Origin of the sequence: Nocardia coubleae NBRC 108252 (assembly GCF_001612805.1) — a bacterium.
Lineage (GTDB): Bacteria > Actinomycetota > Actinomycetes > Mycobacteriales > Mycobacteriaceae > Nocardia > Nocardia coubleae.
Genome location: NZ_BDBD01000008.1, coordinates 149,301 through 176,277, shown reverse-complemented (window position 1 = coordinate 176,277; position 26,977 = coordinate 149,301). Strand labels below are relative to the sequence as shown.

Below are 26,977 nucleotides of genomic sequence, written 5' to 3'. Positions count from 1 at the left end.
AGGTTACGGCATCGTAGGTTCTAGAGCAGATCCAGGAGGAACGGCAGTTCCTGGGTGGCGTACCAGGCCAGCTGGTGGTCTTCGGCGTCGCCGAGGACGAACTCGGCGTCGGGGTCGCCCATGTCGGCGACATCGATCACGTCGACGGCCTTGGCCACCTGGGGTTCGGCTTCGGCCAGGTCGACGTGCACCGAGGCCACCTGGTCGTAGGCGATCGGCCCGGCCAGTTTCACCACCGCGTCGTCGAGGTCGGGGCGCAGTTTCGCGCCGGTGACGTCGGCGGCGATCACGCAGCGCCGGTAGGTCGGGCTGCCCGGGGTGGCGACCTCGTCCGGGGCGGTGGTGTCGTCGTCGGCGTCGTCGAGACCGTCGCGTTCGGCGGCGATCAGCCGCAGCGAGGCGCGCGCGGCCTCCGACATCGCCACCTCGGCGAGTTCGTCGTCGTCGCCCGCGGCGTAGGCCTCGCGCAGCGCGGGCGTCACCGCGAACGCGGTCGCGCCGAGCGGGAACAGTTCGCGCTCGTCGACCAGTTGCCGCAGCATCGGGATCGTCGCCGGGATGTAGACGCGCATCTTGGCGTTCTCAGAGACAGGCACCGAGCAACTCCTCCATCGATTCGTGCACCGACGCCGCGAGGACGTCGAGATCGGCCATGGCGTCGCGGTCGGCGTTGAGTCCGTAGAAAACCTGACCGTCGTACGAGGTGAGCCCGAAGCTCAGGGTCTGATTGCGCAGCAGCGGCGACACCGGATACATCTCCAGCATGCGCGCACCGCCGATGTACATCGCGGTCTGGGGCCCCGGTGCGTTGGTGATCACCAGGTTGAAGGTGTTGTCGGCGAAGGTACTGGCCGCTCGCACACTCATCGCGTGCAGGCTGGCCGGTGCGAAACCGGCCAGGTGCACGAGGGTACGAGCCCGCACACCGCGACGCTGCCTGCCCGCGGCCTCGGTGGCGTGCGAGATGTGCGAGAGCCGCATCGTCGGATTCGGTTCGCCCACCGGCAGATCGATGAGGAACGAGGACACCTCGCTGGCCGGTGTCAGCTGGTTGTCGCCGTCGACGTACACCGACATCGGCACCACCGCACGCAGATTCGTCGATTCGACGAGTGCCTCGTTGCGCGAGAGCAGCCAATTGCGCAGGGCGCCGGTGACGACCGCGAGCACGGTGTCGTTGATCGAGCAGTCGAAATGTCTGCGGATCTTGCGGTAGTCCTCGAGGTCTGTGCGCACCACATCGAAGCGGCGGCTGCGCGAGGTGCGCGCGTTGAGCGGGCTGTCGGGTGCGCCCGAGGTGGCCGCGCGGACGGCATTGGCCGCGGCGTGCACCGCCATCCGGGCGCCGCGTACCACCCCGAACGCGCTCGAGCCCGCGTCGCGCACCGCCGAGTAGGCCTCGCGTGGTTGCGCGGCCAGTTGCGACAGCGCGCCTGCGAGTAGTTCCACATCGGTCGGTTCGCGTGGTGCGCGCCAGGCGTCGTCGGCCAGTTCGCGTGGCAGGGGGCTGTTGTCGAGGATCACGTGCCCGATCTCGAGCGCGGTGTCACCGTCGACGAGCGCCGAATGCGATTTGGTGAACACCGCGCTTCGCCCGTCGGACAGCCCTTCGATGAGGTACATCTCCCACAGCGGCCTGCCCTGGTCCAGCGGCCGGGAGGCGAGCCGGGCGACCAGGTCGTAGAGCTGTTCGTCGGTGCCGGGGGCGGGCAGCGCGGAGCGGCGGATGTGATAGCTGATGTCGAAGCGGCTGTCCTCCACCCACACCGGACGGCCGAGCGCGAGCGGGATCTCGCGGACTTTGCGGCGATAGCGGGGAACCAGCGGCAGCCGGGATTCGACCAGCTCGATGAGCTGTTCGTAGTCGAGGACCTGGCCGGAGCCGTCGCCGGAGGAGTTCTGGAGGATCGCGAGAGAGCCGATATGAATCGGATTACTGCTCGACTCGAGCCGGTAGAACGCCGCGTCCTGCGGCGTCAATCTCGTGATCACGCGCTCCGATGCTCCTTCCGTTGCACGCTTCGCGCGCCTTCCCGGCGCAGATCGGGCACCGGCTACATCCTACGGCACAGTAGGTGAATCGTGATGCCGGGCAAGGCGCCTCACCGAATGCCGTGACCTGGGCGGATGTGAGCACCCGGTACACCGGGCATCGGTACGTGCGGCCGGGTACGGTGGTCTGCGGACTACCATTGCCACAACACTGTGGCTCACTAGCCCGAACCCGACTCCGACCAGAGGACTGACGAGACCCGTGCCTGCGCTGACACTGACGAGGTTGCTACGGATTGGTGAAGGCCGCATGGTCAAGCGGCTGTCGAACCTCGCCGATGAGGTCATCGCGTACGGCGACGAGATCGAGGCGTTGACCGACGAGGAACTGCGCGCCAAGACCGACGAGTTCCGTGAGCGCTACGCCGCGGGGGAAACCCTCGACGACCTGCTGCTCGAGGCGTTCGCGGTGGCCCGCGAGGCCTCGTGGCGCGTGCTGAACCAGAAGCACTACAAGGTGCAGATCATGGGTGGCGCGTCACTGCACCTGGGCAACATCTCGGAGATGAAGACCGGTGAGGGCAAGACCCTGACCTGTGTGCTGCCCGCCTACCTGAACGCCATCTCCGGCGACGGCGTGCACGTGGTCACCGTCAACGACTACCTCGCCAAGCGCGACGCCGAGTGGATGGGCCGTGTGCACCGCTTCCTCGGCCTCGAGGTCGGCGTGATCCTCGGTGGCATGACCCCGGCCGAGCGCCGGGTGGCCTACGCCGCCGACATCACCTACGGCACGAACAACGAGTTCGGCTTCGACTACCTGCGTGACAACATGACCCACTCGCTGGACGATCTGGTCCAGCGCGGGCACAACTTCGCCGTGGTCGACGAGGTCGACTCCATCCTCATCGACGAGGCCCGTACCCCGCTCATCATCTCGGGTCCGGCCGACGCCTCCTCCAAGTGGTACGCCGAGTTCGCGCGCATCGCGCCGCTGCTGAAGAAGGACGTCCACTACGAGGTGGACATCAAGAAGCGCACCATCGGTGTGCACGAGGCGGGCGTGGAGTTCGTCGAGGACCAGCTCGGTATCGACAACCTCTACGAGGCCGCGAACTCGCCGCTGGTGAGCTACCTGAACAACGCCATCAAGGCCAAGGAGCTCTACCAGCGCGACAAGGACTACATCGTGCGCGACGGTGAGGTCATCATCGTCGACGAGTTCACCGGCCGCATCCTGGTCGGGCGCCGCTACAACGAGGGCATGCACCAGGCGATCGAGGCCAAGGAGAAGGTCGAGATCCAGCCGGAGAACCAGACCCTGGCCACGATCACCCTGCAGAACTACTTCCGCCTCTACAACAAGCTGTCCGGTATGACCGGTACCGCCGAGACCGAGGCCGCCGAGCTGCACTCGATCTACGGCCTCGGCGTGGTGCCCATCCCGACGAACAAGCCGATGGTCCGCAAAGACCAGGCCGACCTGATCTACAAGTCGGAAGAGGCCAAGTTCAACGCCGTCGTCGACGACGTGGTGGAGCGTCACGAGAAGGGCCAGCCGGTCCTGATCGGTACCACCAGCGTGGAGCGCTCGGAGTACTTGTCCAAGCAGTTCACCAAACGCGGTGTGGCACACAGCGTTCTGAACGCGAAGTTCCACGAGCAGGAAGCCCAGATCATCGCCGAGGCCGGTCGTCCCGGCGCGGTCACCGTGGCGACCAACATGGCCGGTCGTGGTACCGACATCGTGCTCGGCGGCAACGCCGACATCATCGCCGACATCCTGCTGCGCAAGCAGGGCCTCGACCCCGTCACCACGCCCGACGAGTACGAGGCCGCCTGGCATTCCGCGCTCGAGCAGGTGAAGAAGCAGACCGAGGAAGACGCGGAGACGGTGCGCGAGGCCGGCGGCCTGTACGTGCTCGGCACCGAGCGTCACGAGTCGCGCCGTATCGACAACCAGCTGCGTGGTCGTTCCGGTCGTCAGGGCGACCCGGGCGAGTCGCGGTTCTACCTGTCGCTGGGTGACGAGCTGATGCGCCGCTTCAACGGCGCCGCGCTCGAGGCGATCATGAACCGCCTGAACCTGCCCGACGACGTGCCGATCGAGGCGAAGATGGTCTCCAAGGCCATCAAGAGCGCCCAGACCCAGGTCGAGCAGCAGAACTTCGAGATCCGCAAGAACGTTCTGAAGTACGACGAGGTGATGAACCAGCAGCGCACCGTCATCTACGGCGAGCGCAACCGGATCCTGCGTGGCGAGGACATGGAGGGGCAGGTCCAGAACATGATCACCGACGTGATCACGGCCTACGTCGACGGTGCGACCGCCGAGGGTTACGTCGAGGACTGGGACCTGGAGAAGCTGTGGACCGCGTTGAAGACGCTGTACCCGGTGAGCCTGGACTACAAGGAGCTGGCAGGCGAGACCGCCACCGGCGAGGCGGGCGAACTCACCCGCGACGAACTGCGTGAAGCCCTGCTCGAAGACGCGCACAACGCCTACGAGAAGCGCGAACAGGAAATCGACGGCCTCGCGGGCGAGGGCGCCATGCGCAACCTGGAACGCCAGGTCCTGCTCTCGGTCCTGGACCGCAAGTGGCGTGAGCACCTCTACGAGATGGACTACCTCAAGGAGGGCATCGGCCTGCGCGCGATGGCCCAGCGCGACCCGCTGGTCGAGTACCAGCGCGAGGGCTTCGACATGTTCGCCGCCATGCTGGAAGGCCTGAAGGAGGAGTCGGTCGGCTTCCTGTTCAACCTGCAGGTCGAGGTCCAGCAGCCCCAGCCCGAAGGCGTCTCCATCGACAAGGGCCTGCGTTCCCCGGTGGGCGCCCCCCGCCCCCAGGACGCCGCCCCGCAGAACCAGGCCCCGCCCGCCCTGCGCGCCAAGGGAATCGACGAGTCCACCCCGCGCGGCCTGAACTACTCGGGCCCCGCCGAGGACGGCCGCGCCGAATCCCATTCCGACGCCCAGGAATACGGCGGCCGCCAGTCCACCGGCACCCGCCGCGAACGCCGCGAGGCCGCCCGCACCGAAACCAAGGGCAAGCGTCGCCGCTGACCTCTTGAACAACGAAGGCCCCCACGGTTTCCGCGGGGGCCTTCGTTGTATTCCTACGGACGATCCAACGCGTCGAAGGTGATTGCCAACGTCACCGGATTGTCGAGAACCAACGCGGTGCGGTGAACCCGATGCGGCATGTACCGCATCCCCGACCAATCGAGTCTGTACTCCTCGATCCGGTCGATGGCCTCCCAGCTCTTGTCGAAATGCACGATCAAGTAGACCGGAATCCCCGCCCGGGCATACATCTGTCGCTTGATGCCGGTGTCGCTGTCTACCGTCGCGCGCGAGGCGACTTCGACAACCAAGGCGATATGACTACGCACTGAATTGACGTCGTATGGTTCGCAATCGCGTACGAAGATATCTGGGTACCGCACATTGAGGCGACGATCCGCTGCTCCGTCCTCGGCATCAGCGAACCGCACGGCGACATCGGAGGCAACCCGAAGACAGGGACCAGCCGGGTCACGCGCACCTTCGAGAGCAGCGGCCAGCCTACGCACCACCCTGCTATGCGCCTCACTCTGCGCCATCGCCCGAACAACGAGCCCGTCGACGATCTCGAAATCACCGAATGTGCTACTCAGCGCATCCGGCTCGGCCCCGAGAAACTCTTCGGCCGTAATCCGCTGCGGTTCGTCTGGATACACTGCGGTCACTGGTCAACTCCTCCTCGTCGCAGGCGCATACGAGACTACCGCCGGTTCAAGCAGTCGCGTGGCAAGCAACTCGAGCCCAGGCGATGGGGTCATCAGCGGCCTATTCGCGCTTCGTCAATGGCTGAGTGTCGGTATAGAGATCTTTTCCCCTAGTCATCAGGGTTTCGAGATAGGCGATGCTCTTGCGCGTGTTCTGGGTCTCGGGGTGGCCGGATCCGAGGATACGTTCGCGGTCGAGGAGTAGTTGCCGGAGGACGGCGAGCTGTGCCTCTGGGGCGCCGGATCTGCCTAGCCAGAAGGCGATCCTGTCGCGGGTATCCAGGGTGTCGGGGTGGTCTAGTCCCAGGGTGCGTTTGAGGTCGGGGAGTAGTTGCCGGTATGTGGTGAGCGCTTGCGAGACTTCGCCGGTTTCGCCAAGCCAGCTGGCGATGTTGCCACGAGCGATCAGTGTGGCGGGGTGATCTGGCCCGAGGACGCGTTCGAGGTCTGGCAGGAGTTGTAGGAGAGCGGCAAGTGCTGCCGATGGGTCGCCGGATCTGCCGAGCCAGGCAGCGATGTTTTGCTGTGTATGCAGCGTGGTGGGGTGAAGTGGTCCGAGGATGCGTTCGTGGTCCGGGAGCAGTTGATGATATGCGGTGAGCGCTGCGTTGGGGTTGCCGGTTTCGCCGAGCCAGGCGGCGATGTTATGCCGGGTGCGCAGAGCATCAGGGTGGTCTGGTCCGAGGATGCGCTCCTGGTCGGAGAGTAGTTGCCGGAAGGCCACGAGCGCTGCGTTGGGGTTGCCGGTTTCACCGAGAAAGCCAGCGATGTTGTTGCGAATGATGAGGGTACTCCGGTGGTCGGTCCCGAAGGTGCGTTCCTCGTCAGCGAGGAGGCTACGGAAGGCTTTCAGCGCAGCGTCAGTGTCGCCGGTTTGCCCGAGCGTCTGGGCGATGTTATTGCGAGTGACAACGACTTCGCGGTGATCAGCCGGATCAATTTCCGGCAGCAGCGCCGTCCAGAGCGCGAGGTTGTCAGCTGCGCGATTGCCTTGCAAGGAATAGACCAGTACTAGCGCTTCGTGGGCTCGACCGGCTCGGGCTAGATGGCGCGCGCCGGATCTGGCGCGGTAGTCGAGGGTCGACTGCTGGGGATCTTTGGTGCCTAGAGTGTCGGCGATTGCTCGGTGGGCAGTGCGCATGTCGATTTCTAGATGACGCTCGATGGGTTCGGCGAAAGCCAAGTGGGCCAGTCCGATTCGTTCGTCGGCAGTGCTTGCGGCCGAGCGAGCAACGAGGACGCCAAGGGATGCAAGCAGGTCGCGCAGTTCGGCTGGCGATAGGGGGGTGCCGAGGTTGTTGAGGGCTTGGCCGGCCAGGTCAAGTGGGAGAACCGGGCCGACACCGGCAGCGGCGAGGATTGCCAGGATTCGATCGATATGAGTTGCATATGTGGGGGTTTGATCTTCTTCGGACGCGGACGCGGAGGCGGAGGCGTCGGTGATGCGTTGGGCGATCGCGGCGTTCAGGGTCGAATCGCCTGTGTCCGTCCAGTTGTCGGGGAGCTGGGAGACCTCAGTGAACAGGCGCGAGATCAACCATCCGCCACCGACAGTTGTGTCCTCGGGGACAAGGTCGTCGAGACCGTTGTCGTCGGGTAGGAGCCCACCTGCGAAGGTGAAGGTCGCCTCGACAACTGTTCTGGCCGTGGGCAATTCAAGGAAGATCTCGAAACCGTGCGCCAGGCGCGGGTCTTCATCAACTCTGGTTCCCTGGCGGATACCGGCGATTACACACAGGTCGCTGACCGATTCATCGGTAGTGACCGCACCGATTGCTGCAACCAACGCCTCTCTGTTACCAGGATCGGGTTGATCGAGTCCGTCGATGACGATATGGACCGGGTCATCCGAGGCCACCTTGGCGAAGGGCAGAACGACCAGGCGGTCGAGGGCGCCGAGCGTGCGCTGCTGTTCCTCGGTGAGCGAGTTGGCCGTCCTGGCGGCTGCCGCAGCGAATCCTGGCAGCGTGTGGCCGAGCTGCGTGGCCAATTCTTCGGCCACGGTCAACGGGCTACTGGTCGCATCGAGGAATACCGCTGCGTGAATGTATTTCGGCGGAATGAGTTCCGGCCGGGTGGCGCGAACCAGCATTCCCATGATTGCTGATTTCCCGGAACCGGCGGGTCCGATCAGCAACCGCAGGCGCGGCGGCTCGTGAGTGACGAGCTTTCTGATGGTGCGCGCGACGTCGCGTGTCCACAGCAGGTCTCTGGTCAGCTGGTCGACCAGACCAGCGGACGGTCGCCCGGTCAGGCAATCGGACCGCGCCCGGTTGGGAACGAGCCACAGCCCGGGGTCACCACCGCGCAATGCTTGTGCGGCACCCGACATGGTGAGACTCAGATGCCCTGGATCCTGGTTGGTGCAGCCTCGCGCAATGGGAGTACGCAACGTTTCGACGAAGATCTGGCTGGGCCCGGTCGGGTCGCCGGTACGTAGGGTGTTGATGATCGTCCGGGTGAAGCAGGCGTTGAAGGCCGGTGCGTCGTCGGCGGAGGCGGTGAGTAGCTCCATTCGCGCCGCGTTGCGGGGGATCGCGGTGAACCATTCGGACCCGGCGACATTGATCGCCCGACCCGAGGCGCACGCGTCCACGAGCATCACCAGTCCGTCGAGTCTGCCTTGTTCGTTGCGCTTGAGGTCGGTCTGGATCCGGGAGCCGAGGTCGAGCGCTTTGTCACGGTCGGGAACCTCGGTGGTGTTCTCATCCAAAGAGTCTTTCGCCAGCAGGAAGAACTTGCGGTCCTCGGGATCGTAATGGCCGTGGCCGATGAAGCTGACCAGCAGCGTCGCCTGCTGCCGCTTCGCGGTGGTGAAGGCGCTCGACACCGCGTGTCGCAGTTCGACATGCCCAGGATCGACCAACGGTGCACCGTCCGCGGTCACCGGCATCCACCCACCAAGCTCACGGAGTTCCGTCAACAGCTCTCCGGCCAGCGTGTCGATGTGCTCGATCCGCCCTAGGCCTTCGCATTGCGACGCCACCACCAGCGCCAAGCGCCCACCCATTCTTTGAACCTAGCGCGACGAACCGAAATCTGCCGGTTCTCCGACGAAAGCGCCTCTGGCAGAATCGGGTTGGCGCCGGACGGATCCGGCTGACCCAGTGAGGGGAGCCGACAATGTCGGAAATTGTTCTCGTCCACGGTATCGCTCAGGAGCAGTACTCCGCGGACCTCCTGGAAAGCCGTTGGATGCCTGCCCTCGCCGGCGCGGTCCGTCTCGCTGGGTACCCCGAACTGGCGGACGAAATGTGGCGTCAGCAGCGCCCCGGCTCGATCGAGGCCCGAATGGCCTTCTACGGCAACGCCTTCCTCGAAGCGGGTGCACAGGGCGGCCCGGCATCGGTTGAACTGGACACGAACGAACTCGACCTGGCCGAAAGGCTCGCCGAAGCATGGTTGCGTGCCGCCGCCGAGCGGGCCGCCGACCCAGCCGACCGCGCCGAAGCGGACCGCCAACTGGCCATCCTCGCCGACACCACCGCCCAACCACAGGGTGCAGGTGCCGCTCTCCGCCCAGCCATCAACGCTCTGACCCGGCTGAACTGGTTCGCCCCCGGCGGGTACAGCCTTGCCTCCCGTTTCGTGGTCCGCGCCCTCGGCCAGGTCACCCGCTACTTCACCGACCCCCAGGTCCGCGAGTTCGCCCAGCAGCGCGTGCTCGAGCACATCGGCCCCGAAACCCGCCTTGTCATCGCCCATTCCCTGGGTTCGGTCGTCACCTACGAAGCCCTGCACCGCACCACCCAACCGGTCGCGCTCATCACCGCGGGCTCACCGCTCGGACTGCACTCGATCATCTATCCCCGCCTGCGGCCTAGCCCACCTGGAGTGCCACCCACCGTGACCAGCTGGGACAACCTCGCCGACCGCGACGACATCATCGCAACCACCCTCGACCTGGCCCCACTGTTCCGAACCTCCGACCGGGGCGTCGCGCCGGGAGTCACCCTGGTCGACAACGGTGCCGAACCCCACAGTGCCCTCAACTATTTGGCAAAGGGACAAATCGGAAAACTCGCCGCGGCTGCACTGACATAGTGGTTCAGTTCGGTTCGGTCTCCGCATTGTCGGCTGCGCTCCCTGTGGAGGTGAGGGACATGCATTCGGTCAGGAGGGTGGGGCGGCGGTGGTCACCGTCGACGTGGTGGTCGTCGGCTTGCGGGTCGTGCTCGTCGGGATAGGTGCGGTTGTCGTGGTGGTCTTCTTCGTGGTAGTGGTCGGCACCGGTCCCACCGTCAGCGACCGGGCTCGCCCCTGCCATTCCTCGGGCAGATTTCCCTTGGTCGACACGGCGATGGTGTAGCTGTCGCCTTCGTGTCCTGCGGTGTCGAACAGGGTGACCGTCTTGCCGGTGCGGTTGAACACCGAGACGGCGGCGGCGTCGATGTGCTGGCCGCTCAGGTCGGGGGAGCCGATCTTGAACAGCGACATCTTGCCCGCACCGTCGTGTCCGGTGAACACGCACACATACGAGGTGGGGCAACGCTCGAAGCCGGTGCAGCCGCCGGTCTTGTTGCACCAGTCCTCGGTGACGCTGGTGAACGTCTTGGCAGTGACGGTCGTTGTCTCGCTGCCCTTTCCGCTTTCGAGCTCGACGGTGTGTTCCTCGTCGGGCGCCGCACCGAGCCGGTCGATCACGTACTCACAGGCCGCGCTCAGCGCGATCCCGGTCGCCGCCGTCACCAGTGCCGCCGTCACCGTCACCCCGGCCCGCAGTTTCAGCGCGATGACCTCGACGACCGGCACCACCATCTCGCACACGACATCCTGTGCCGTCTCGGTCGCCTTCTCGTGGTCACACGCCACCGCACCGAACCCGACAAGCATCGCGAGTATCACCGTGAACACTGTCCGCACGGCGTCAGAATGCGCCCGGAAACCGCTCTCCCGCAGCCGGTTCCGCCCGCAACGAAACCCGCGTTCGGGCGTGGTTTCGATTGCTCAGCACAACGAACTTCTCAGCTCTGACGGCGGCGCCCGTGTCAGTGTCCATCACGAGCGCATCGCCACAATCCCGGTCATGCATGTACAATTGCATGCATGGTTGCCTTGCAGATTCGCGACGTTCCCGAACCGCTGCGGGACCAGTTGGTCGCGTTGGCTCGCCAGCGAGGGCAGTCTTTGCAGGCATTCCTCTTCGACCTGGTGCGCGATGAAGCCCGGCGCCAGGACAACATCGCGGTGCTCAAGCAGTTCAGTCCGGCCACCTGGGATGTCGCGTTCACAGCTCAGGACGTCATAGTGGCCTTGGACGATGAACGCTGCGAGCGGGACTCGGCGTTGGACGGTCCGGGAGCTCGCGAATGATCGTGGTCGACGCTTCGGTCTTCGTTCACGCGCTCCTGAACCCCGACCCACTCGGTACCGTCTGCCGCGATGCCTTGGAAGCCGACAATCGCTGGATCACCCCGCAGCATTGGACTGTCGAGGTTCTGTCCGTCATCCGCCGTTTCGCCCGCGCGGGCACCATCACCACCGGGCAGGCCGCTCGCGCTGTCACCGCGTTGGAAAAACTCGACCCCGAAGTTCCGGTCACGCGCGTACTCGTCCCGAGAATCTGGGCGCTGCACGACAATCTGACCGCCTACGACGCCGCCTATGTCGCCGCGGCCGAGGCATATGGTTGCGATCTGCTCACCACCGATTCGAGGCTGGCGAACGCGCCGGGCATCACCTGCTCGGTGCGCGTGTTGACGGCCGCGAATACTGCGCCGATCCAGTAGGGGGCGTTCAGCTGGCTCGGTGGATGGGGTGGACTCGGGAGAGGGCGCGTTTGGCTTCGGCCAGGGAGATCATGTGGTCTTCGTCGTCGATTTCGGCGACGGCGGCCTCGGCCCATTCGCGCAGTAGCGTCGATACTCCGACGCGCCGTTCGTCGGCCAGATCCTTGAGGCGGGAATGCAGGCCGAGCGGTAACCGGATCGAGGTGGTCACCATGATGTCCTCGTTGGCCGGCAGTCGGGGCGGCGCGTCGGCAGGCTCGTCGGAGAAACTCAGCCGGTCCATGAAATCGGCGAGTTCCTCTCGGCTGGACGGAAAGTCCTGATCGCTCATGATGGATTCCCACTTTCCCACTGCTCGAATTGCGCCAGCTCCTCGGCACGCATCGTCCGTGCGCCGATGATCACCCACGTCCAGTCGTCGCGCTGCCGTGTGACCACGATCAACGGACGCCCGGCCGTGGTGCGCCCCCACACCGTCAAGACGGTCACCTGGCCGTCGAAGGCCGGGCGCGGCCACCGTCGTGACGCTGCGAGGACCTGCCGAACCTCGCTGGGTTCGATGCCGATCAGGTGAGCGATCGCCCAATCAGGCCACTCGAAACCCATAAGTCCATAATACGCACGTAGTAACGGACTGTGAAAGAGCTGTGTATCGAACCGGCCGCTGTTCGTTAGGCTCGCCGTGACCCGATTTTCCGACGAAGGGTGGGTGCGACGGTGCGCACGGAAGCGGTGCAGCGTGCGTTGTCGGCGTCGGAGCGGTGGTTCTGGTTGGTGGATCAGTTGTCGCCCGCGAATTGTGTGGTGCGGATCCGGGTGCGGGGGCCGATCGGGGCTTATCGGCTGGAGTTCGCGGCCGAAGCGCTTGTCGCGGAGTTTCCGTTGTTGCGGTCGGTGGTGGGACAGGGGCCGTGTTTTGTCGCGTCGGCGGACCCGCATCTGCCGGTGTTGCATCGCATCGTCGTCGGCCTCGATGACTGGCGCACCGTGTTCGACACTCAGCTCGCGACGCCTGTCGACTTGGCGACCGCGCCGGGTCGGATCGTCGACTTGGCTTTCCGGCCGGGCACCGACGACGAGCAGCACGACCTGATCGTGGTGTTCTCGCATGTCTATCTCGACGGGCGTTCGATGGTCGCGCTCGTCTGGCGACTGCTCGCCTACGCCTTTGGTGCCCAACCCGTGGTCACCGCCCGCCCGGCGATTCCGGCGCCGGATGACCTGATCCCGCCCGCGCAGACGCGGATGTGGCGCTGCCTGTGGACGAATGTGTCCGCCCAGCTCACCGCCTTCGCCCGGCGCGCCGTAAGCCTGCCCGGTTGCCCGCCACCGCTACCGATTCGCCGCACCCGCACGGTCGTGCGCACGATCACGGGGGAGAAGCTCATTGCTCTGCGCGCCCGCTGCCAACGCGAAAGCGTCACCGTCAACGCGCTGTTGGCAGCGGCACTGGCCGAGGCGATCGGCGGCCACGCCCCGAAAGCGACCGGCACGGTGGGCATCGGCATCCCCGTCGACATCCGCACCCGCCTGTATCCGCCTCCCGCCGAAGACGAACCCGGCATGTTCACCGCCGTAGTCCCCACCTTCGTCCCCTTCGGAACCGATCTGCCCGACGCCGCACGATCCGCAAAAGCACAGTTGGACAGAGGGATCGCCCGCCACGCCGATCTCCGCTCATTGGCGGCCATCCGCTACGGCTGCCCCCGCACCCTCGAATCAGGCAGGCGCACCATCGAACTCATCGACCGCCGCGCCCCCTGGAACGTCACCCTCAGCAACCTCGGCCTGGTCACCCCGCCGAAAACCCCTGAGCCCCTGCACATCACCGACGTCACGGTAGCGGGAACCAACTCCTGTGCCAGCGCCCTCACCGTAGGTGTCGCCACCTTCGACAACACCATGTCGATCACCTTCTGCTACGTCGACACCATGCTCCCCAGGGCAACCATTGAAGCCCTGGCCGACACCATGATCGCCATAGCCGGTTGCTCAGACCGGAATAACGTTGAGCAGAGGACCTAGACCCTTGAAATCGTCCGGGTTCCGTGTGTATAGCGGCAGTGCATGTTGGACAGCGGTCGCAGCGATCTGCAGGTCTGCGACGCGACTGCGGGGTTTGCGGCCGAGCTGTTCGACCAGTAGAGCCAATGATCCGTAAACATGCGCTGTCTCGGCGTCGAATACCAAGGGATCGAAGGTTCGTACTACCCAGTGGAACTGGAGTTGTCGCTGTGCTCGATGCACCGGGTCCTTCGCCGCGTGGACTCCGGCCGCGAGTTCGGCGAGGCTGACTGCGCTGATCGCGGCTTCGGCCTGACTGGGAAGCTCGGTGTGGATCTCGGCGTAATCGATGAGGACCGAAGTGTCCAGCAGGATATTGAGAGGTTCGGCAGCCTCACTCACTGCCGGAAACTTCCGGATCGATCATCGCATCGAGGTCGGCACGCCACTGTTCGTATCCGACAGCAGGCAAGGTCGCGCTGGTGCGCGCGAGCTCGGAGACCGGCACGAATGTCCGGCGAACCAATGGCTCGAGTTTGGCCACCGGATTGCCGTTCCGCGTGATGATGAAGCTTTCGCCGGCTTCGACGGCGGCTAGAACTTTCCCGCTGTCGTTGCGTAGGTCGCGTTGCTGGATCTGCCTCATAAAGCCGAGTGTACTCTGCTGCTACGGCGTGTACAGAATGCTACGGATGCGGTTATGGCAGGATAGCCCGCACCATTTCGCGCAGCGCGGTCCGATCGGGCTTGCTTGTCCGGCCTGTGACAGGGATGCGGTCGACGACCACGATGTCGTCCGGCAGGGCGGAGGTGTCGATGAGCTGCGGTAAGACGGTGCGGAGACGGTCGACCACATCGCCCGCGCCAGGCTCGGGGACGATCGCGAGGACGATGCGTTCGTCGCCGATCTCGTCGGGCAGCCCGACCAGCACGGCCTCGCGCACCCCGTCGACGCCGGCGATCGCCGGTTCGTAGAGTCCGGGGTAGATGTTGGTCTTGCCCCGGATCATCATGTCCTTCTTGCGTCCGGTGAGGACCAGCCGGGCGCCGTCGAAGCGGGCGAGGTCGCCGGTCGCGATCTCGGTCAGCGGTGCGGAACCGAGGTAGCCGCGGCACAGGTTCGGTCCGCTCAGGACGAGTTCGCCGTCGTCGGCGATGCGTGCCCGGACGCCGCGAACAGGCGTGCCGAGCAGGTCACCGTCGTGCGCGAGCTTGTCGGCGCCGGTGGCGACCGCGACGGGCAAGATCTCGGTCATGCCGTAGACGGCGAGAAACTCGGTGTCGGGCAACGACTTCTGTGCTCGACGCAGCAGCGCGGCCGTCACCGGCGCGCCACCGAGCGCGACCTGACGCAGGTACTGCGGCGCGGCGATCTTCCCCGCCTCCAGCGCATCGAGGGCCACGGCGAGGTCGGCGGGTGTGTAGAAGGCGTGGGTGGCGCTGCGCAGGTTGCGGGTGAACCGCACAGGATCGATGTGGGTGCCGAACCGGGGATACTTCGGCATGGCCCAGCGCGCACCCGACATCAGCGCGGGCAGACCCATCATGAGCTGTTCGGTGTGCAGGAACGCACCTGGCGCGAGGCTGGTCTGCCCACCCATCGCTGCCAGTCCGGCGCTGAGCGAAGCACGGGTATGCACAACGGCTTTCGGCTCGTCGGTGGTGCCAGAGGTGAAGACGATCAATGCCTCCGCTTCCGGATCACCCTGAGGCAGAGACGAATCCGGCGCGTCACCGAGTACGCGGCGCAGCGGGAGGGATCGCATGGGCGTGCCGGGCAACCACACCCCGCTGTGCAGGTGCCGAACCTCGAGCTCACTGAACCGGGGCAACGTCAACCCACGCTTGCGCCCGAATCCGGCCAGCGGCCCGCTCACCGCATAGAGCAGCGATTCCGTTGCCGCCCAGGGGGGTTCGACCAGCGCGATGCGCTTGGCGAACAACTCCGGCCCCACGCCGGGATCCACGAACACAATCGTCCCGCCCGCGGCGATGGTGCCGAAGATCAACCCGACCGAACTCACCGACGGCCGGATCGAGAACAGCATCCGATCACCCGGCCGCAATCCGGCGACCCGCAGATTGTGTGCCACCCGGCCGATCGTGTCGACCAGCTCGCGATAGGTGAGCGCCCGCTTGCCGACGGTTCCGAGTGCCGAGGCGTCCGGAATACGGGTGGCATGGGTGGCGAGACGGTCGAGGAAATCGGGAAACAACGAGCTCACCGGATGTCGACCACCTCGGGCCGGTACCGGTGATCGGCGTACCAGGCCAGCGTCTTGCGAATACCCCACGCGCGCACCCGCCGGTTCGACCCGTACACCCGCACGTCACGGCGCAGCCCGTAATCGGTGGTGATGGTGCGCACCGCGTTCACCAGGGCACGGTCCTCGTGCAGGTCCTCGATGGCGGTACGCGGGAATCCGCCTGCGGCCGAATAGAGTTCGGCGGTAATGGCCATATTGCACCCCGGTGTCATCACATACGGCCCGAGATATCTGGGGTCACGATTACCCGAGCGCACCTTCCCGAACAGCGAAGCCACCTCGAGCGCGACCCGGATGATCGTGCGGTCCCGCCAGGAAACCCCCTCGTCGGTCCGGGGAATCAGCTGCCCGCTCACCAGGCGCAGACCGGAGTCGAAGCCGGCGCGGATCCGCTGCGTCCAGTCCGGCGCCGGCAGGCAGTCGGCGTCGGTGCGGGCCAGCAGTTCCGCGCCCTGTGCGATGGCGTACCGCATACCGGTGTCGGCCGCCGCGCCGGTGCCCTTCTGCGCCTCGTCGATCACCTCGATCACCGGAACCGGGTTCGCCGCGGCGAATTTACGCACCACCTCGACGGTGCGATCGGTGGAATTGTTGTCCACGACGACCACCGTGAAATCGGTGTCACGTTGGGCGGCAAGAGCTTTCAGCGTCGCCTCGATCCCGCGTTCCTCGTCGAACGCGGGGATCACCACCCACAGCGGCTTTCTCACGGGCGCCGGTCGGTCATGGCTCGCCCAGGGTCTTCCACCAGGTGGCGCCGAGCAGCATCGTCATCAGTGCGGCCCGGCCGGCCGGGATACCGCGTTCGGCGGCCACCCGCCGCGCGGCCGGGATCTGCGCGGCATGCACACCGACACTGAGCACCACATCGATCCAGAACGCGACCCGCAGCAGCTTGGTGCGGAACGGGCGGACCACACCGAGAATCAGGAACAACCACCCGAAAATCGGGATCGCCCGCAGGGCGAGCACCGCCTCGCGGCTCGGGGCACGCGGGGGTTCGGCCCGGTGACGGCCCGGTTGGGGCACACTCACCTGCCAGAAATCACCCTCCGTAGAGACCGCATGCAACGGACGACTGCTCACCGCACTCCCTGTCCTCGGTAGGTCACCGCCGCCGCCGTCGGCCCGCCGTCGGCGGCGACGAACAGCAGCGCACGATTGTCGTGTCCCGCCGCTCGCGCGGCGACATAGGCGCCGGTGAGGGCGGAGGTATGGGCGTCACCGGCGAAGTCGTCGGTCACCACCGCCGCGACGCCGAGTTCGCGCGCCAGTTCGGAGGCGAATTCCGGCGTCGGCTTACCGCACACCAGTACTGTATCGGCCGCGTCGAGACCGTCGGTGGTCAGTGCGTCGCGCGCCGCGATCACCGCGTGCTCGACGAGTTCGGCTGTGCTGGTGGCGAGTTCGACGGTCAGCGCCGAGCGTCCCTCGGCGCCCATCTCGGCGAGAGCCACATACCCCTGCGCATCGGGCAGGGTGTCACCGGCGCTCACGTGGACGTCACCGAAACCGGCCACGTCGGCCCGGTTCTCGAGGACGAACGCCGCACCCACGGGCTGGAACGGGAAGTGTGCGTCCGCGCTCATCGACGGATGCGCGTCACCGGAGACGATCACCACGTGCCCGTTGGGTAGGTCGGCCAGCAGCGAGGCGGCCACGCCGATGGCGTTCACCGGCCCGCAGGCGCCGTTCATGAGGTCGAACGACAGGCACGGCACATCGCCGGGCCGGTACTCGAGGCCCACACCGGCGGCCTGCTGGATGAGCGCGGCCACCGCCGGTTCCACCAGGTTGGCGTCGCGGTACACCCCGACATTGATGAGCGCGTCGACCTGCTCGTGCGGACAGCCCGCCGCGTCGAGCGCGGCGCGGGCGGCCTCGGCCGCCTGACCCACCGAGCTGACGCCGCCGGTGCGTGTGATCGCCGCCGAAATGATAATTCCCATACTGTCCTATACCCGAAGATCGCCCAGTGTCACCGACAAAAATCCCGCGACCACCCCGGAGGCGGCGGGCACGAGCAATACCTTCGACCCCGGTGCGATCCGGCCGTCCCGCAGCGCGTCGTGCAGAACGACGAAATGTGAAGTCGACGCGGTGTTTCCGTACTTGTCGAGCACGGCGAGTTTGGGTGGCATCACCGAGTCGAACTCGCGCTCGGCGATCTTGTCGATCAATTCCACTGCCGGGCCGCTGAATTGGTGGTGGATCAGGTAGTCGTAGCCCTCGGCGGCGAAACTCGAGTCGCGTTCGGTGAGGAACCGTTGCTGACGCGAGGTCCACAGCAGATACCGCGATTCGTTGTGCATAGCCCGGTTGTCGGTGTAGAGCGCCACGCCCGCGCTGCGGTCGCTCGGCATACCGAGACACAACTTGGCGTAGGCGGCGCTGGTATTGAGTTCCACATAGTCCAGGCCGGGCCCGTCGGTGGCCTCGAGCAGCACGGCCGCGCCCGCGTCGCCGACGGTGAGCGAAGCGAATTGCGGGTCGTACTTCTCGGAGATCTCGCGGACCGCGGTGTCGGAGATCGGCGTGATGCACTCACCGGAGACCACCAGGCCGCGTTTCACCGCGCCGGACCGAATCATCCTGTCCAGCACCAGCACTCCGGTCAGCATGCCCGCGCAGGCATTGGAGACGTCGAAATGTATCGCGCGGGTGGCGCCGAGGGTGTTGCGCAGCATCAGTGCGAACGACGGTTCCAGGCAGAAATCGGTGCCACGGGTGCGGGTGATCGAACACGAGATCACCACATCGAGGTCGGCGGCCTCGTAGTGCGAGTTGTCCAGTGCGGTGCGGGCCGCGGCGAGTGCGATGGTGAACGAGTCCTCGTCGTCACCGCGCACCCGGCGGGCCCTGACCCCGCTGACCTTCTCCAGATCCAGCGGCGCCTCGACGGCCAGCCTGCTCATCAGTTCCGTCGTGGTCAGCTCGCGGGACGGCAGGTACGCGCCGATCGCTTCGATTGTCGATCTCACCATGTGTGTCACTTCCAGCTATCGCGCGAAGGCCGACTCCGCCACCGCGCGTGCCGCCGATCCTAGTCACAGACCTTCACTAATCGGGCCTGGTCAGCTAGATTCTGCCGGGGTGTGGAGTACTGCTCGTCGCCGTGAACTCACCCTACTAGCCGCAGGTCAGCCCTGGTTACCGGGCTTATTGCTGCTGGGACGGGTCGCGCGGCCGGTGCGCAAAGTGCCCGCACTCGGTTGGTTCGTCGCCGATCCCGTGATCGCCCGGCAGATCTACAACGACAGCACCCACTTCAGCATCGTCTCCGAGGGCGCGGCCGGGCACTGGTGGTCGCAGGTGATCGGTGACTGGGTGCAGGACCTGTTCGAAGGCCCCGGGCACACTGAATTGCGTACCAAGGTGCGTGACCTGTTCACCCTCACCCACACCGACGCGCTGGTCCGGCGGGTCATCGGTCCCGATCTGCGTGATATGCGGGAGCGGCTGGCGGCGGGCGAGACCGTCGACATGGCCGCCCGCGCGCAGATCCTCGTCGGCCGCAGCGTCTCCGACCTGGTCGGTATGCGGCCCGAGGACATCGCCGCGGCCATCGGCGGCGATCCCGACGACGACCAGGACGCGCTGTTCCTTCGCCTGTTCCATCATGTGGAGGAGCTGGTCAACCTGGGGTTCGGCACCATGACCTCCACCACCCTCGACCCGGTCGCGGTGGCGCGGGCCAGGGAGCTGGCCACCCGGCTCGCCGTGAATGTTCCCGCCGCCTACGAGCGCGCCGACCCCGACACCACCCTCGGCCGCTGCCGCGAGCTCGGCCTCGCCGTCGAACACGCGGCCGGGCTGGCGATCCTCATGGCGGTCGCGGGCACCGACACCCTGGCCAGCGCCATGACGAGGATGGTCGCGATCATGCACGACAGCGACCAGCACCGCGCCCTGCTCGCCGCCCCCCACCGCCTACCCGACGCGGTCCGCGAAACCCTGCGCGTCACGAGCCCCGCCTACCTCGTCGGCCGCTCCGTCACCGCCGACGTCCGCGTCGCCGACCGCGACCTCAAAGCCGGCGATCACGTCAAGATCCTCACCTGGACCATCAACAATGCCGCGGGCGATTTCGACATCCACCGCGACTACAACCCCGAAACACGCCAGCTCTGGTTCGGCGGCGGTCGCCACCTGTGCCTTGGCGCGCAACTGGTCCACTCCGAACTCACCGCCCTGCTCGCATCCCTCACCGCCGCAGGCCGTCCCTGGGAAATCGTCGAACGCCGCTACCGCCGCAAAGTCTTCATCCCCACCTACGAATCCCTGCGCATCCGGCTCGCCTGAGTCAGCCGAGGAGACGCAGGCGGCGGGCGAGGTCGGAGGCGAAAACACCCTCCGGGTCGATTCGGTTCCGGGTGCGCCGCCACTCGTCGAGGCGGGGGTACATCGCTTCGATCATTCGCGGGGTGGTGCGGGAGTCTTTGGCGAAGTAGAGGCGGCCGCCAGCGGCGAGGACTCGCTCGTCGAGTTCGGCGCAGAACCGGCCGAGGCCGTCGGTGAAGGCGAAATCAAGGCTGAGCATGTAACCGGGGTGCGGCCAGGACAAAGGTGCCGGATTGCTCGCGCCCATGCGTTTGAACACATTGAGGAACGAGTGATTGCCCGATTCGGCGATGGCGCGGACGGCATCGGCCAGGTGTTGTTCGGCGCCGAACGGCATCGAGAACTGGTACTGCAGGAAACCCCGTTTGCCGTAGGCGCGATTCCATTCCCCGAGCAGATCGAGCGGGTGATAGAACTGCGTCAGATTCTGGATGCGGCCGCGTGCCCGGCGGGGAAACATCCGGTGCGCCGCCTCCCCGGCGATGCGCGTGGTGACGGCGTTGACCATGCCGTTGGGGAAGATATCGGGCACCGTGAACAGTTGTGGCGCATCGAAAGTCAGCGGCCTGGCGCGCAATTTCGGCGGTAGCTGATCGAGCGTGGCCAGCGACCCACGACTGAAACCCGCGCGGCCGAGCTTCGCCCCGGTGGAAATGGTGTCGGGCACCGCCATCGAATAGTCGTAGCCGTCGTCGGACCCACCCGTGAGCAATTCCATGGTCTCGTCGAGATCGCGGGTGCGGTCGTTGTCGACGACGAAGTACGCGGTTTCGGTGTGCTTCAACCGGATTCGCGCACCGGTGACGATTCCGGTGAGTCCCATCCCGCCGACGGTGACCCAGAACAAATCGCGGTCGTCGCCGTCGGGTGTCAGGGTACGGAGGTCGCCGTCGGCGGTGAGCAGGTCGAGCGAAAGCACGTGGTTGCCGAAGCTGCCCTGCGAATGATGGTTCTTCCCATGGATATCCGCGGCGATCGCGCCGCCGACGGTCACCTGGCGGGTGCCGGGCAGCACCGGCACCCACAGGCCGTAGGGCAGGGCCGCGCGCATCAGCGCGTCCAGGCTCACGCCAGCGTCCACGTCGACGATCCCGCTGTCGGGGTCGATGCGGTGGATCCGGTCCAGGGCGGTCATGTCGATCACCAGCCCACCGCCGTTCTGGGCGGGGTCTCCGTAGCTGCGGCCGAGCCCGCGGGCGATCACCCCACGCGCGCCCGCCGTACGCACCCGCTCGGCGATCAGGTCCAGATCGGGTGTGCGCAGCACCTCGGCGACGGTCGGTGCGGTGCGCCCCCACCCGCTCAAACGCCGTCGCGTTGCGGTGCATGTCCCCTGCGTCGATGTCACCCGGCCACGCTAAATCGGTTCGCTGAGCCCCGCCTGAGGGAGTTGTGGAGAAAGTGTGCCCTTGTGCAGGGTGTGCACGCGGGTGCATGCCACCTCGAGGAGGGCGGGGTCGTGGCTGATGAGGAGGACGCCGAGGGTGGTGGCGTGTTCGACGACCAGGCGGATGACGGCGGCGGTCGTCGCCGCGTCGAGCATGGCGGTCGGTTCGTCGAGGAGTAGGTAGCGCGGGTTCTGGGCGAGGGCGCGGGCCAGGCAGGCGCGTTGGAGTTGGCCTTCGCTGAGGGTGTGGGGGCGGCGGTCGAGGAGGTCGGGGGTGAGGCCGACCGAGGTAGCCAGGGCGGGAATATCGATGGGGCGGCGGTGGATTCGGGCGGGCTCGGCGATGATCTGTGCCACGGTCAAGTGGGGATTGGTCGCGGCGCGCGGGGATTGGAAGACCATGGCTGTGGTGCCGCGTGCGCGTCGGGGTGGTACGCCGTCGACCGTGACCCGCCCCGCATCGGGCGTGCGCAGTCCCGCCAAAGTAGCGGCGAGAGTTGTTTTGCCCGAACCGGATTCGCCGCCGAGTCCGACGATCTCACCGGGCGAGATCGTCAGCGTCACGTCCTGGAGTACGGGGCTGCCGTAACCGACAGTGATCGAATCAGCGATGAGCACCGTCGACACCTTTCCGAATCATGCGTTGCCGCTGCGGAACCAGCGCAGTAGGTCCACCCGCGTAGGGGCAAATGTCGGACAGATTCGTCAGCTCGAGTGGTGGATGGGGGAGTGGGTGCAGACCGTTCTCCGGCAGCGCGGCGAGCAGATCGCGCGTGTAGTCGTGCCACGGATCCGCGAACACCTCGGCCGCGGGCCCCACCTCCATCAACCGCGAGGCGTACATGATCGCCACCGTGTCGGCGATCCCCGCCCGCAGCAGGTGACTCAGATCGTGGGTGATGAGCAGGACGGCCGCACCCGCGTCGGCGCACTCACGCAGCAGGGCGCCGATCCGATCGGTGTGGTCGCGGTCCAGTCCGGCCGTCGGTTCGTCGGCGACGATCACCGCCGGATCACCGGCCAGCGCCGCCGCGACCGCCGCCCGCTGGGCCATTCCGCCGGACAGTTGGTGTGGATAGAGGTCAAGTGCTGTGGGTTCGAGCCCGGCTCGGCGCAGCAGGTCGGCCGGTGTGTGCGAGGTGCCCAGCGCTGCAACGGTTTCCGCGAGTTGTGAGCCGAGTGTGCGGACCGGTGTGAAGTGTGTGCTCGCGGACTGCGGGACCAGCGCGATATGACGACCACGGTACGGTTCGACCTGGGGACGATGACGCGCCAACCATCGGGTTGCGCTGCCACTGCGCTCACCTGGTTGTTCCGCGGCCCCCGGAATCGACTGAGGATGGTCGAATTGTGAAGCGCCGAGATCGGTTCCAGCGCTCGCCGGCAAGCTCGAATCGACGCGGTCACCGAGAATCTGCACGCTCCGACCACTCAGGCCGAGATGAACGGCCCCACTCACCACCGCCGCCTGCGGCAATACCCCCATCACCGCACTCGCGACAACCGACTTTCCGCAACCGGATTCACCGACCAGCGCCGTGACCGTGCCCGCCGCCACCTCGAGCGACACCTCACTCACCGCATGCACTACAGCGCCACGTCGTACGGGAATCCGCACCGTCAGCCCATCGATCCGCAGCCCCTCGCGGGGGCTTACGGCCACCCCGTTCATCGCGGAATCCGGGAAGGCTTGGGCGGCACCAGAATCCCCCTGAGCGACGACCCGGCCACAGCGACCGCAATGGTCGTCACCACCAGGAACCCCGCCGGGAACACCAATGTCCACCACCCGCCGAGCAACAGCGAACCCCGCGCCTCCTCCAGCAGCGTGCCGAGACTCGGTTCGTGCGGCGGCAACCCGAACCCGAGGAACGACAGCGTCGACTCATGCCAAATCGCATGCGGCAGAAGCAGAACCACCGCGATCAACGCCTGTGGGGTCACGGCGGGCAACAGGTGCCGGGTGAACAGATGGGTGCGCCCGGCCCCGGCCAGCACTGCGGCAGCCACATAGTCGCGTTCACGCAGGCTCAGACTTTCCGCCCGCACGATCCGCGCCACCTGAACCCAATGCGTGAGCCCGATGGACAACACCACCGCCACGGTATTGCCACGGAACAGCGCGACGATCACGATGCCGAGCAGCAGATGTGGCAGGGCATTGGCGGTGTCGGCGAACCGCATCAGCACCCGGTCGACCCGCCCACCTGCCAGCGCCGATACCGCACCGACCAGCACACCGAGCACCGTCGACACCGCCGCCGCGCACACCGCGACCACCAGCGAGGTGCGCAGCGCCGCCGCGATCCGCACGAACAGCGACCGTCCCGCCGCATCGGTACCGAACCACCACCGCGCCGACGGCGCCTGCCGGGCCTGGGCGAAATCGGTGAGCCGGTCGTCGACGCCACCGAGCCACGGCACGACCAGCGCGTAGATCAACACGGCGACCAGCACCGCGACCGCGACGAACAGCCGTCGCCGAGCACGCTCACCCATCGGCCCGCACCCGGGGATCCAGCAGTACCACCGCGATGTCGGCGAGCAGCGAACCGAGCAGCACCGCACCCGTCGTCGCGACCGTCAGTGTGGCCAGCAACGCCATATCCAGGTCCTTCGCCGATTGCACGAAGGCGCCCGCCACCCCCGGCCAGGAGAAGATCTCCTCCACCAGCACCGCACCGACTACCACTTCGGGCAGCCGCGCACCGAGGATCGTGACGAACGGTGCCAGCGAGGAAGGCAGGATGTGGCGGCGGGTGATGGTCGCGGTGTCGATGCTGCGCGTCACCGCGCCCACCACGAAGTCCTCACCGCGATTGGCGGCCACCGTTTCCCGCACCGCGAGCAACAACCACGGCAGCTGCGAGACCGCCAGGGCGGCAGCGGGCAACACCAGGTGCCGCGCGACCTGCGCCGCATCGACCTCGGCGCCCGCATCGGTGAGCCCGGCAGGCGGCAACCAGCCGAGCCCCACCGCGAACACCCCGATCACGGCCAGCGACACCACGAACGGCGGGAGCCCCTGCAGGGCGACGCAGACGGTACTCACCACCCGGTCGAGCAGGCCACCGCGGCGCATCCCCGCGACCACCCCGGCCACGAGCGACACCGCGACCGCCACCGTCATGGCGACCGTCACCAGCAGCATCGTCCACGGAATGCGCTGAGCGAGAAGCTCACTCACCGGCTGGGCGAAGCTGCGCGACGCCCCGAGGTCGCCGGTGCACAGGTCGGCGGCCCACTGTGCGTAGAGCCGGTACCAAGGCACGTCGAGCCCCAACTGCCCGGCGAGTACCGCGCGATCGGCGGCGCCGGTGGTGACGTAGCGGTCGCCGAGGTAGCCGACGAGCGGGTCGAACGGTGAGACCGCGGCTGCGGCGAACAGCGCCGCCGACACCGCGACCAGCACCGGAATCATCGTCAGCACCCGCCGCCGCGTCATCCGCGCGATGCCACGCCCCCTCACGAGCCGCGCGTCCAGGTCTGCAGCGACCACCACGGCCCCCACGTCACGCCGTGCGCGTGTGGCTCGAGTACCGGTCCCGACATCGTCCACCCCGAATCCTTCACCACATAGGTGTGATCCAGGTGGACGAGGAAAACATGGCTCGGGTCCTCGGCGTAGCGGGTCTGTACCGCACGGTAGGCGGCCGCCCGGTCGGCCGGATCGAGGGTGCGCCTGGCCTTTTCGAGCAGGGCATCGATCGTGGGATCGGAGTGGCGGCTGGCATTGTCGTACGGGCTGCCCGCACCCGGATCGACGGTGTGCAGGGTGTTGTAGGCCTGCGTATCGGGATCGAAGGGCTCGCTGCCGCCGCCGAGCAGAATGCCCGCCCGTTCGATCCGGGGTTCGATCCGATCCCAGGACAACGCTTCGAGATCCACCTCCACACCGACCCGGCGAGCGTCGGAGGCGAACGCCATGGCGAGGTCACGGCGCAAGGTATCGGTGGAGTTGTACATCACCGTGAACCGGGCCCGCACACCCTGTTTCGCGCGCACGCCGTCCGCACCGCGCGGCCAGCCCGCCGCGTCGAGGATCTGCTCGGCACGCGCCCGGTCGAACGCGAAAGTCGCGGTGGGGTTGTGGGATTCGCCGTATACCTCCGGAACGGGGGTGTAAGCGGGCCGCCCGTATCCGCCGAGGATGTTGTCGATCATGGCCTGCCGATCCACGGCGAAATTCAGCGCGAGCCGGACCGCGGGATCACCGGCCACCGGATCACCGGCGGGCAGGGAGACACCGCGCCAATCGGCAGAGGTGTTGGCGTGCACCGACATCGGCGCGCGGTCGGCGAAGGTGGCGGCCAGCAGCGGCGGCAGCGAGGTTCCGTCCAGCTCGCCGCTCGCGATCCGCTGCGCGCGGGTGTTGTCGTCGGGGACGTGGAGCACCGTGAGCCGCTTCACGGCAGGCGCACCGCCCCAATAGTTCTCGTTCGCCACGAATACGGCTCGGGTCGGTTCCAGGGTCGTCAGCCGGTAGGGCCCCGTGCCGACCGGCTTCGTATTGAGCGCCGACTCGGTGGCGGGTCCCGGTTCGGCCACCGCCTCCGACGGCACGATCCCGATGAGCAGCTTGGTGGGGAACGCGGCATACGGGTGCCGCAGCGTGAAACGCACGGTGGCGGGATCGACGGCCTCGACCCGCTCGATCATCGAGAACGACGAACGGACCTCCGAAGCCGAGGCAGGGTCGAGGATCGCACGATAGGTGGCCACCACGTCGGCCGCGTCGAACGTGGTTGCGTCGCTGAACCGCACGCCCGTGCGCAGCGGCACCGTCCACACGGCGGCACCGGGTTCGGCTCTCGGCAACTCGGTGGCCAGCGCGGGTGCGAAACCGGGCATCCCGGAACCACCGGTGAGCCGGAGCAGACCGTCGTAGATCTTCGCCTCGCCTGCCGCGCCGTAACCGGCGATCGGGTTGTATCCGCCCAGTTCGGCGGCATCCGCGAGGACCAGCGAATCGGTGGTCGTGGCGGTCGGCGCACCGCAGGCGGTGAGTACCAGCGCGAACGCGGCCCCCGCGACGGTCCGAATTCGCATCATGATGTTCCTAGCTGTTTATCTGAACAGATGGACAGATGATAGTCCGGCGCCGAACCCGGCGACTAAGCTGAGGGCGTTATGGGAGAGCCACGCACACTGGACGGGTCGCCGGTCGAGCTCGGCAGGCGCGCGATCGGTGATGTCGAGATCCGCGCCTGGGCGCAGCGATTCGACCTGCTCTCGGACCCCAACCGGCTGGAGATCCTGCTCTGCCTGCACCGCACTCCCGGCATCAGCGTGGGTGAGCTCGCGGCCGCGATCGGGCGCACCGAGAACGCGATCTCCCAGGCGCTGCGCGTGCTGCGGCACGAGGGGTGCGTCGTATCGAGCCGGGAAGGCCGATCGGTCACCAACCGGCTCGCCGACCCGATCATCCACGAGATTCTGCACACCATCGGCGCCAAACACACCTGACGTCGATCGGCCTTGTTCGGGAG

The 26,977-nt window shown here is 66.8% G+C and carries 27 protein-coding genes; 7 read left to right on the top strand and 20 right to left on the bottom strand.

The window, feature by feature from the left end:
- Positions 1-20 precede the first annotated feature (20 nt).
- On the bottom strand, positions 21-572 hold the full coding sequence (locus NCO8_RS07165) for a DUF6912 family protein (RefSeq protein ID WP_067637564.1): 552 nt from the start codon (positions 570-572) through the stop codon (positions 21-23).
- Positions 573-582: 10 nt separating this feature from the next.
- Positions 583-1,992 carry a WS/DGAT/MGAT family O-acyltransferase gene (locus NCO8_RS07160; protein WP_067637440.1) on the bottom strand — a complete coding sequence of 470 codons (1,410 nt, stop codon included), beginning with the start codon at positions 1,990-1,992 and terminating at the stop codon, positions 583-585.
- Positions 1,993-2,254: 262 nt separating this feature from the next.
- Here NCO8_RS07160 and secA point away from each other — a divergent pair, with 262 nt between their 5' ends.
- Positions 2,255-5,056, top strand: a complete 2,802-nt coding sequence (gene secA, locus NCO8_RS07155) for a preprotein translocase subunit SecA (protein WP_084456701.1) — start codon at positions 2,255-2,257, stop codon at positions 5,054-5,056.
- Positions 5,057-5,109: 53 nt separating this feature from the next.
- On the opposite strand, the gene NCO8_RS07150 is transcribed toward secA, so the two are convergent.
- Positions 5,110-5,721, bottom strand: coding sequence for a Uma2 family endonuclease (locus NCO8_RS07150; protein ID WP_067637436.1), 612 nt, complete (start codon positions 5,719-5,721; stop codon positions 5,110-5,112).
- Between the two features lie 100 nt (positions 5,722-5,821).
- A complete protein-coding gene (locus NCO8_RS07145) occupies positions 5,822-8,770 on the bottom strand; it encodes a tetratricopeptide repeat protein (RefSeq protein ID WP_067637434.1) in 2,949 nt (982 codons plus the stop codon).
- A gap of 113 nt (positions 8,771-8,883) precedes the next feature.
- On the opposite strand from NCO8_RS07145, the gene NCO8_RS07140 reads away from it, so the two are divergent.
- Positions 8,884-9,804 carry a hypothetical protein gene (locus NCO8_RS07140; RefSeq protein ID WP_067637432.1) on the top strand — a complete coding sequence of 307 codons (921 nt, stop codon included), beginning with the start codon at positions 8,884-8,886 and terminating at the stop codon, positions 9,802-9,804.
- 69 nt (positions 9,805-9,873) lie between these two features.
- Here NCO8_RS07140 and NCO8_RS07135 read toward each other — a convergent pair whose 3' ends face one another.
- A complete protein-coding gene (locus tag NCO8_RS07135; protein WP_157104809.1) occupies positions 9,874-10,623 on the bottom strand; it encodes a peptidase inhibitor family I36 protein in 750 nt (249 codons plus the stop codon).
- Between the two features lie 183 nt (positions 10,624-10,806).
- On the opposite strand from NCO8_RS07135, the gene NCO8_RS07130 reads away from it, so the two are divergent.
- Both NCO8_RS07130 and NCO8_RS07125 read left to right on the top strand, forming a co-directional pair.
- Positions 10,807-11,073, top strand: a complete 267-nt coding sequence (locus NCO8_RS07130) for a hypothetical protein (protein WP_067637429.1) — start codon at positions 10,807-10,809, stop codon at positions 11,071-11,073.
- Complete coding sequence (locus tag NCO8_RS07125) at positions 11,070-11,489, top strand: type II toxin-antitoxin system VapC family toxin (protein ID WP_067637427.1); 420 nt, start codon at positions 11,070-11,072, stop codon at positions 11,487-11,489. The genes NCO8_RS07130 and NCO8_RS07125 overlap by 4 nt, the downstream gene beginning before the upstream one ends.
- A gap of 7 nt (positions 11,490-11,496) precedes the next feature.
- On the opposite strand, the gene NCO8_RS07120 is transcribed toward NCO8_RS07125, so the two are convergent.
- Positions 11,497-11,820, bottom strand: a complete 324-nt coding sequence (locus NCO8_RS07120) for a hypothetical protein (RefSeq protein ID WP_067637425.1) — start codon at positions 11,818-11,820, stop codon at positions 11,497-11,499.
- Positions 11,817-12,095 (bottom strand): hypothetical protein, encoded by a 279-nt coding sequence (locus NCO8_RS07115; RefSeq protein ID WP_067491422.1) that lies wholly within the window; start codon positions 12,093-12,095, stop codon positions 11,817-11,819. The genes NCO8_RS07120 and NCO8_RS07115 overlap by 4 nt, the downstream gene beginning before the upstream one ends.
- A 111-nt stretch (positions 12,096-12,206) precedes the next feature.
- Here NCO8_RS07115 and NCO8_RS07110 point away from each other — a divergent pair, with 111 nt between their 5' ends.
- Positions 12,207-13,514 (top strand): phthiocerol/phthiodiolone dimycocerosyl transferase family protein, encoded by a 1,308-nt coding sequence (locus NCO8_RS07110; RefSeq protein WP_157104808.1) that lies wholly within the window; start codon positions 12,207-12,209, stop codon positions 13,512-13,514.
- Here NCO8_RS07110 and NCO8_RS07105 read toward each other — a convergent pair.
- Genes NCO8_RS07105 through NCO8_RS07075 form a run of 7 tightly spaced genes read right to left on the bottom strand, consistent with a single transcriptional unit; the run spans position 13,482 to position 18,744 of the window.
- Complete coding sequence (locus NCO8_RS07105) at positions 13,482-13,895, bottom strand: type II toxin-antitoxin system VapC family toxin (RefSeq protein ID WP_084456699.1); 414 nt, start codon at positions 13,893-13,895, stop codon at positions 13,482-13,484. The two genes, NCO8_RS07110 and NCO8_RS07105, sit on opposite strands and share 33 nt — an antisense overlap.
- Complete coding sequence (locus NCO8_RS07100) at positions 13,888-14,139, bottom strand: type II toxin-antitoxin system Phd/YefM family antitoxin (protein WP_067637421.1); 252 nt, start codon at positions 14,137-14,139, stop codon at positions 13,888-13,890. Before NCO8_RS07100 ends, NCO8_RS07105 begins: the two co-directional genes overlap by 8 nt.
- Positions 14,140-14,191: 52 nt before the next feature.
- On the bottom strand, positions 14,192-15,718 hold the full coding sequence (locus NCO8_RS07095) for a class I adenylate-forming enzyme family protein (protein WP_245655267.1): 1,527 nt from the start codon (positions 15,716-15,718) through the stop codon (positions 14,192-14,194).
- Positions 15,715-16,470, bottom strand: coding sequence for a glycosyltransferase family 2 protein (locus NCO8_RS07090; protein WP_067637420.1), 756 nt, complete (start codon positions 16,468-16,470; stop codon positions 15,715-15,717). The genes NCO8_RS07095 and NCO8_RS07090 overlap by 4 nt, the downstream gene beginning before the upstream one ends.
- Positions 16,471-16,483: 13 nt before the next feature.
- Complete coding sequence (locus tag NCO8_RS07085) at positions 16,484-16,846, bottom strand: hypothetical protein (RefSeq protein ID WP_243749732.1); 363 nt, start codon at positions 16,844-16,846, stop codon at positions 16,484-16,486.
- Positions 16,843-17,709, bottom strand: a complete 867-nt coding sequence (locus NCO8_RS07080) for a beta-ketoacyl-[acyl-carrier-protein] synthase family protein (protein ID WP_067637418.1) — start codon at positions 17,707-17,709, stop codon at positions 16,843-16,845. Before NCO8_RS07080 ends, NCO8_RS07085 begins: the two co-directional genes overlap by 4 nt.
- 6 nt (positions 17,710-17,715) lie before the next feature.
- The gene (locus NCO8_RS07075) at positions 17,716-18,744 is read right to left on the bottom strand and encodes a 3-oxoacyl-ACP synthase III family protein (protein ID WP_067637417.1); all 1,029 of its coding nucleotides are present in this window, start codon (positions 18,742-18,744) and stop codon (positions 17,716-17,718) included.
- A 214-nt stretch (positions 18,745-18,958) separates the two neighbouring features.
- Between NCO8_RS07075 and NCO8_RS07070 the strand changes: the two genes are divergently transcribed.
- On the top strand, positions 18,959-20,062 hold the full coding sequence (locus tag NCO8_RS07070) for a cytochrome P450 (protein WP_245655266.1): 1,104 nt from the start codon (positions 18,959-18,961) through the stop codon (positions 20,060-20,062).
- Position 20,063: 1 nt separating this feature from the next.
- On the opposite strand, the gene dprE1 is transcribed toward NCO8_RS07070, so the two are convergent.
- Genes dprE1 through NCO8_RS07040 form a run of 6 tightly spaced genes read right to left on the bottom strand, consistent with a single transcriptional unit; the run spans position 20,064 to position 26,540 of the window.
- Positions 20,064-21,449 carry a decaprenylphosphoryl-beta-D-ribose oxidase gene (dprE1, locus tag NCO8_RS07065; protein ID WP_067637413.1) on the bottom strand — a complete coding sequence of 462 codons (1,386 nt, stop codon included), beginning with the start codon at positions 21,447-21,449 and terminating at the stop codon, positions 20,064-20,066.
- A gap of 9 nt (positions 21,450-21,458) precedes the next feature.
- The gene (locus tag NCO8_RS07060; protein WP_067637558.1) at positions 21,459-22,106 is read right to left on the bottom strand and encodes an ABC transporter ATP-binding protein; all 648 of its coding nucleotides are present in this window, start codon (positions 22,104-22,106) and stop codon (positions 21,459-21,461) included.
- Positions 22,093-23,160 carry an ATP-binding cassette domain-containing protein gene (locus NCO8_RS07055; protein ID WP_067637411.1) on the bottom strand — a complete coding sequence of 356 codons (1,068 nt, stop codon included), beginning with the start codon at positions 23,158-23,160 and terminating at the stop codon, positions 22,093-22,095. The genes NCO8_RS07060 and NCO8_RS07055 overlap by 14 nt, the downstream gene beginning before the upstream one ends.
- Positions 23,157-23,987 (bottom strand): ABC transporter permease, encoded by an 831-nt coding sequence (locus NCO8_RS07050; protein ID WP_067637409.1) that lies wholly within the window; start codon positions 23,985-23,987, stop codon positions 23,157-23,159. Before NCO8_RS07050 ends, NCO8_RS07055 begins: the two co-directional genes overlap by 4 nt.
- A complete protein-coding gene (locus tag NCO8_RS07045; RefSeq protein ID WP_084456719.1) occupies positions 23,980-24,933 on the bottom strand; it encodes an ABC transporter permease in 954 nt (317 codons plus the stop codon). Before NCO8_RS07045 ends, NCO8_RS07050 begins: the two co-directional genes overlap by 8 nt.
- A gap of 20 nt (positions 24,934-24,953) precedes the next feature.
- Positions 24,954-26,540 (bottom strand): ABC transporter substrate-binding protein, encoded by a 1,587-nt coding sequence (locus tag NCO8_RS07040; protein WP_376739940.1) that lies wholly within the window; start codon positions 26,538-26,540, stop codon positions 24,954-24,956.
- A 78-nt stretch (positions 26,541-26,618) separates the two neighbouring features.
- Here NCO8_RS07040 and NCO8_RS07035 point away from each other — a divergent pair, with 78 nt between their 5' ends.
- Positions 26,619-26,954 carry an ArsR/SmtB family transcription factor gene (locus NCO8_RS07035; protein ID WP_067491441.1) on the top strand — a complete coding sequence of 112 codons (336 nt, stop codon included), beginning with the start codon at positions 26,619-26,621 and terminating at the stop codon, positions 26,952-26,954.
- Positions 26,955-26,977: the final 23 nt, after the last annotated feature.

What these genes read in the sequence shown, in the direction of transcription:
- NCO8_RS07165 (WP_067637564.1), bottom strand. Translation starts at nt 572, where the DNA reads ATGCGCGTCTACATCCCGGCGACGATCCCGATGCTGCGGCAACTGGTC.
- NCO8_RS07145 (WP_067637434.1), bottom strand. Translation starts at nt 8,770, where the DNA reads ATGGGTGGGCGCTTGGCGCTGGTGGTGGCGTCGCAATGCGAAGGCCTA.
- NCO8_RS07140 (WP_067637432.1), top strand. Translation starts at nt 8,884, where the DNA reads ATGTCGGAAATTGTTCTCGTCCACGGTATCGCTCAGGAGCAGTACTCC.
- NCO8_RS07130 (WP_067637429.1), top strand. Translation starts at nt 10,807, where the DNA reads ATGGTTGCCTTGCAGATTCGCGACGTTCCCGAACCGCTGCGGGACCAG.
- NCO8_RS07125 (WP_067637427.1), top strand. Translation starts at nt 11,070, where the DNA reads ATGATCGTGGTCGACGCTTCGGTCTTCGTTCACGCGCTCCTGAACCCC.
- NCO8_RS07120 (WP_067637425.1), bottom strand. Translation starts at nt 11,820, where the DNA reads ATGAGCGATCAGGACTTTCCGTCCAGCCGAGAGGAACTCGCCGATTTC.
- NCO8_RS07115 (WP_067491422.1), bottom strand. Translation starts at nt 12,095, where the DNA reads ATGGGTTTCGAGTGGCCTGATTGGGCGATCGCTCACCTGATCGGCATC.
- NCO8_RS07100 (WP_067637421.1), bottom strand. Translation starts at nt 14,139, where the DNA reads ATGAGGCAGATCCAGCAACGCGACCTACGCAACGACAGCGGGAAAGTT.
- NCO8_RS07080 (WP_067637418.1), bottom strand. Translation starts at nt 17,709, where the DNA reads ATGGGAATTATCATTTCGGCGGCGATCACACGCACCGGCGGCGTCAGC.
- NCO8_RS07075 (WP_067637417.1), bottom strand. Translation starts at nt 18,744, where the DNA reads ATGGTGAGATCGACAATCGAAGCGATCGGCGCGTACCTGCCGTCCCGC.
- NCO8_RS07055 (WP_067637411.1), bottom strand. Translation starts at nt 23,160, where the DNA reads ATGAACGGGGTGGCCGTAAGCCCCCGCGAGGGGCTGCGGATCGATGGG.
- NCO8_RS07050 (WP_067637409.1), bottom strand. Translation starts at nt 23,987, where the DNA reads ATGGGTGAGCGTGCTCGGCGACGGCTGTTCGTCGCGGTCGCGGTGCTG.
- NCO8_RS07045 (WP_084456719.1), bottom strand. Translation starts at nt 24,933, where the DNA reads ATGACGCGGCGGCGGGTGCTGACGATGATTCCGGTGCTGGTCGCGGTG.
- NCO8_RS07040 (WP_376739940.1), bottom strand. Translation starts at nt 26,540, where the DNA reads ATGATGCGAATTCGGACCGTCGCGGGGGCCGCGTTCGCGCTGGTACTC.
- NCO8_RS07035 (WP_067491441.1), top strand. Translation starts at nt 26,619, where the DNA reads ATGGGAGAGCCACGCACACTGGACGGGTCGCCGGTCGAGCTCGGCAGG.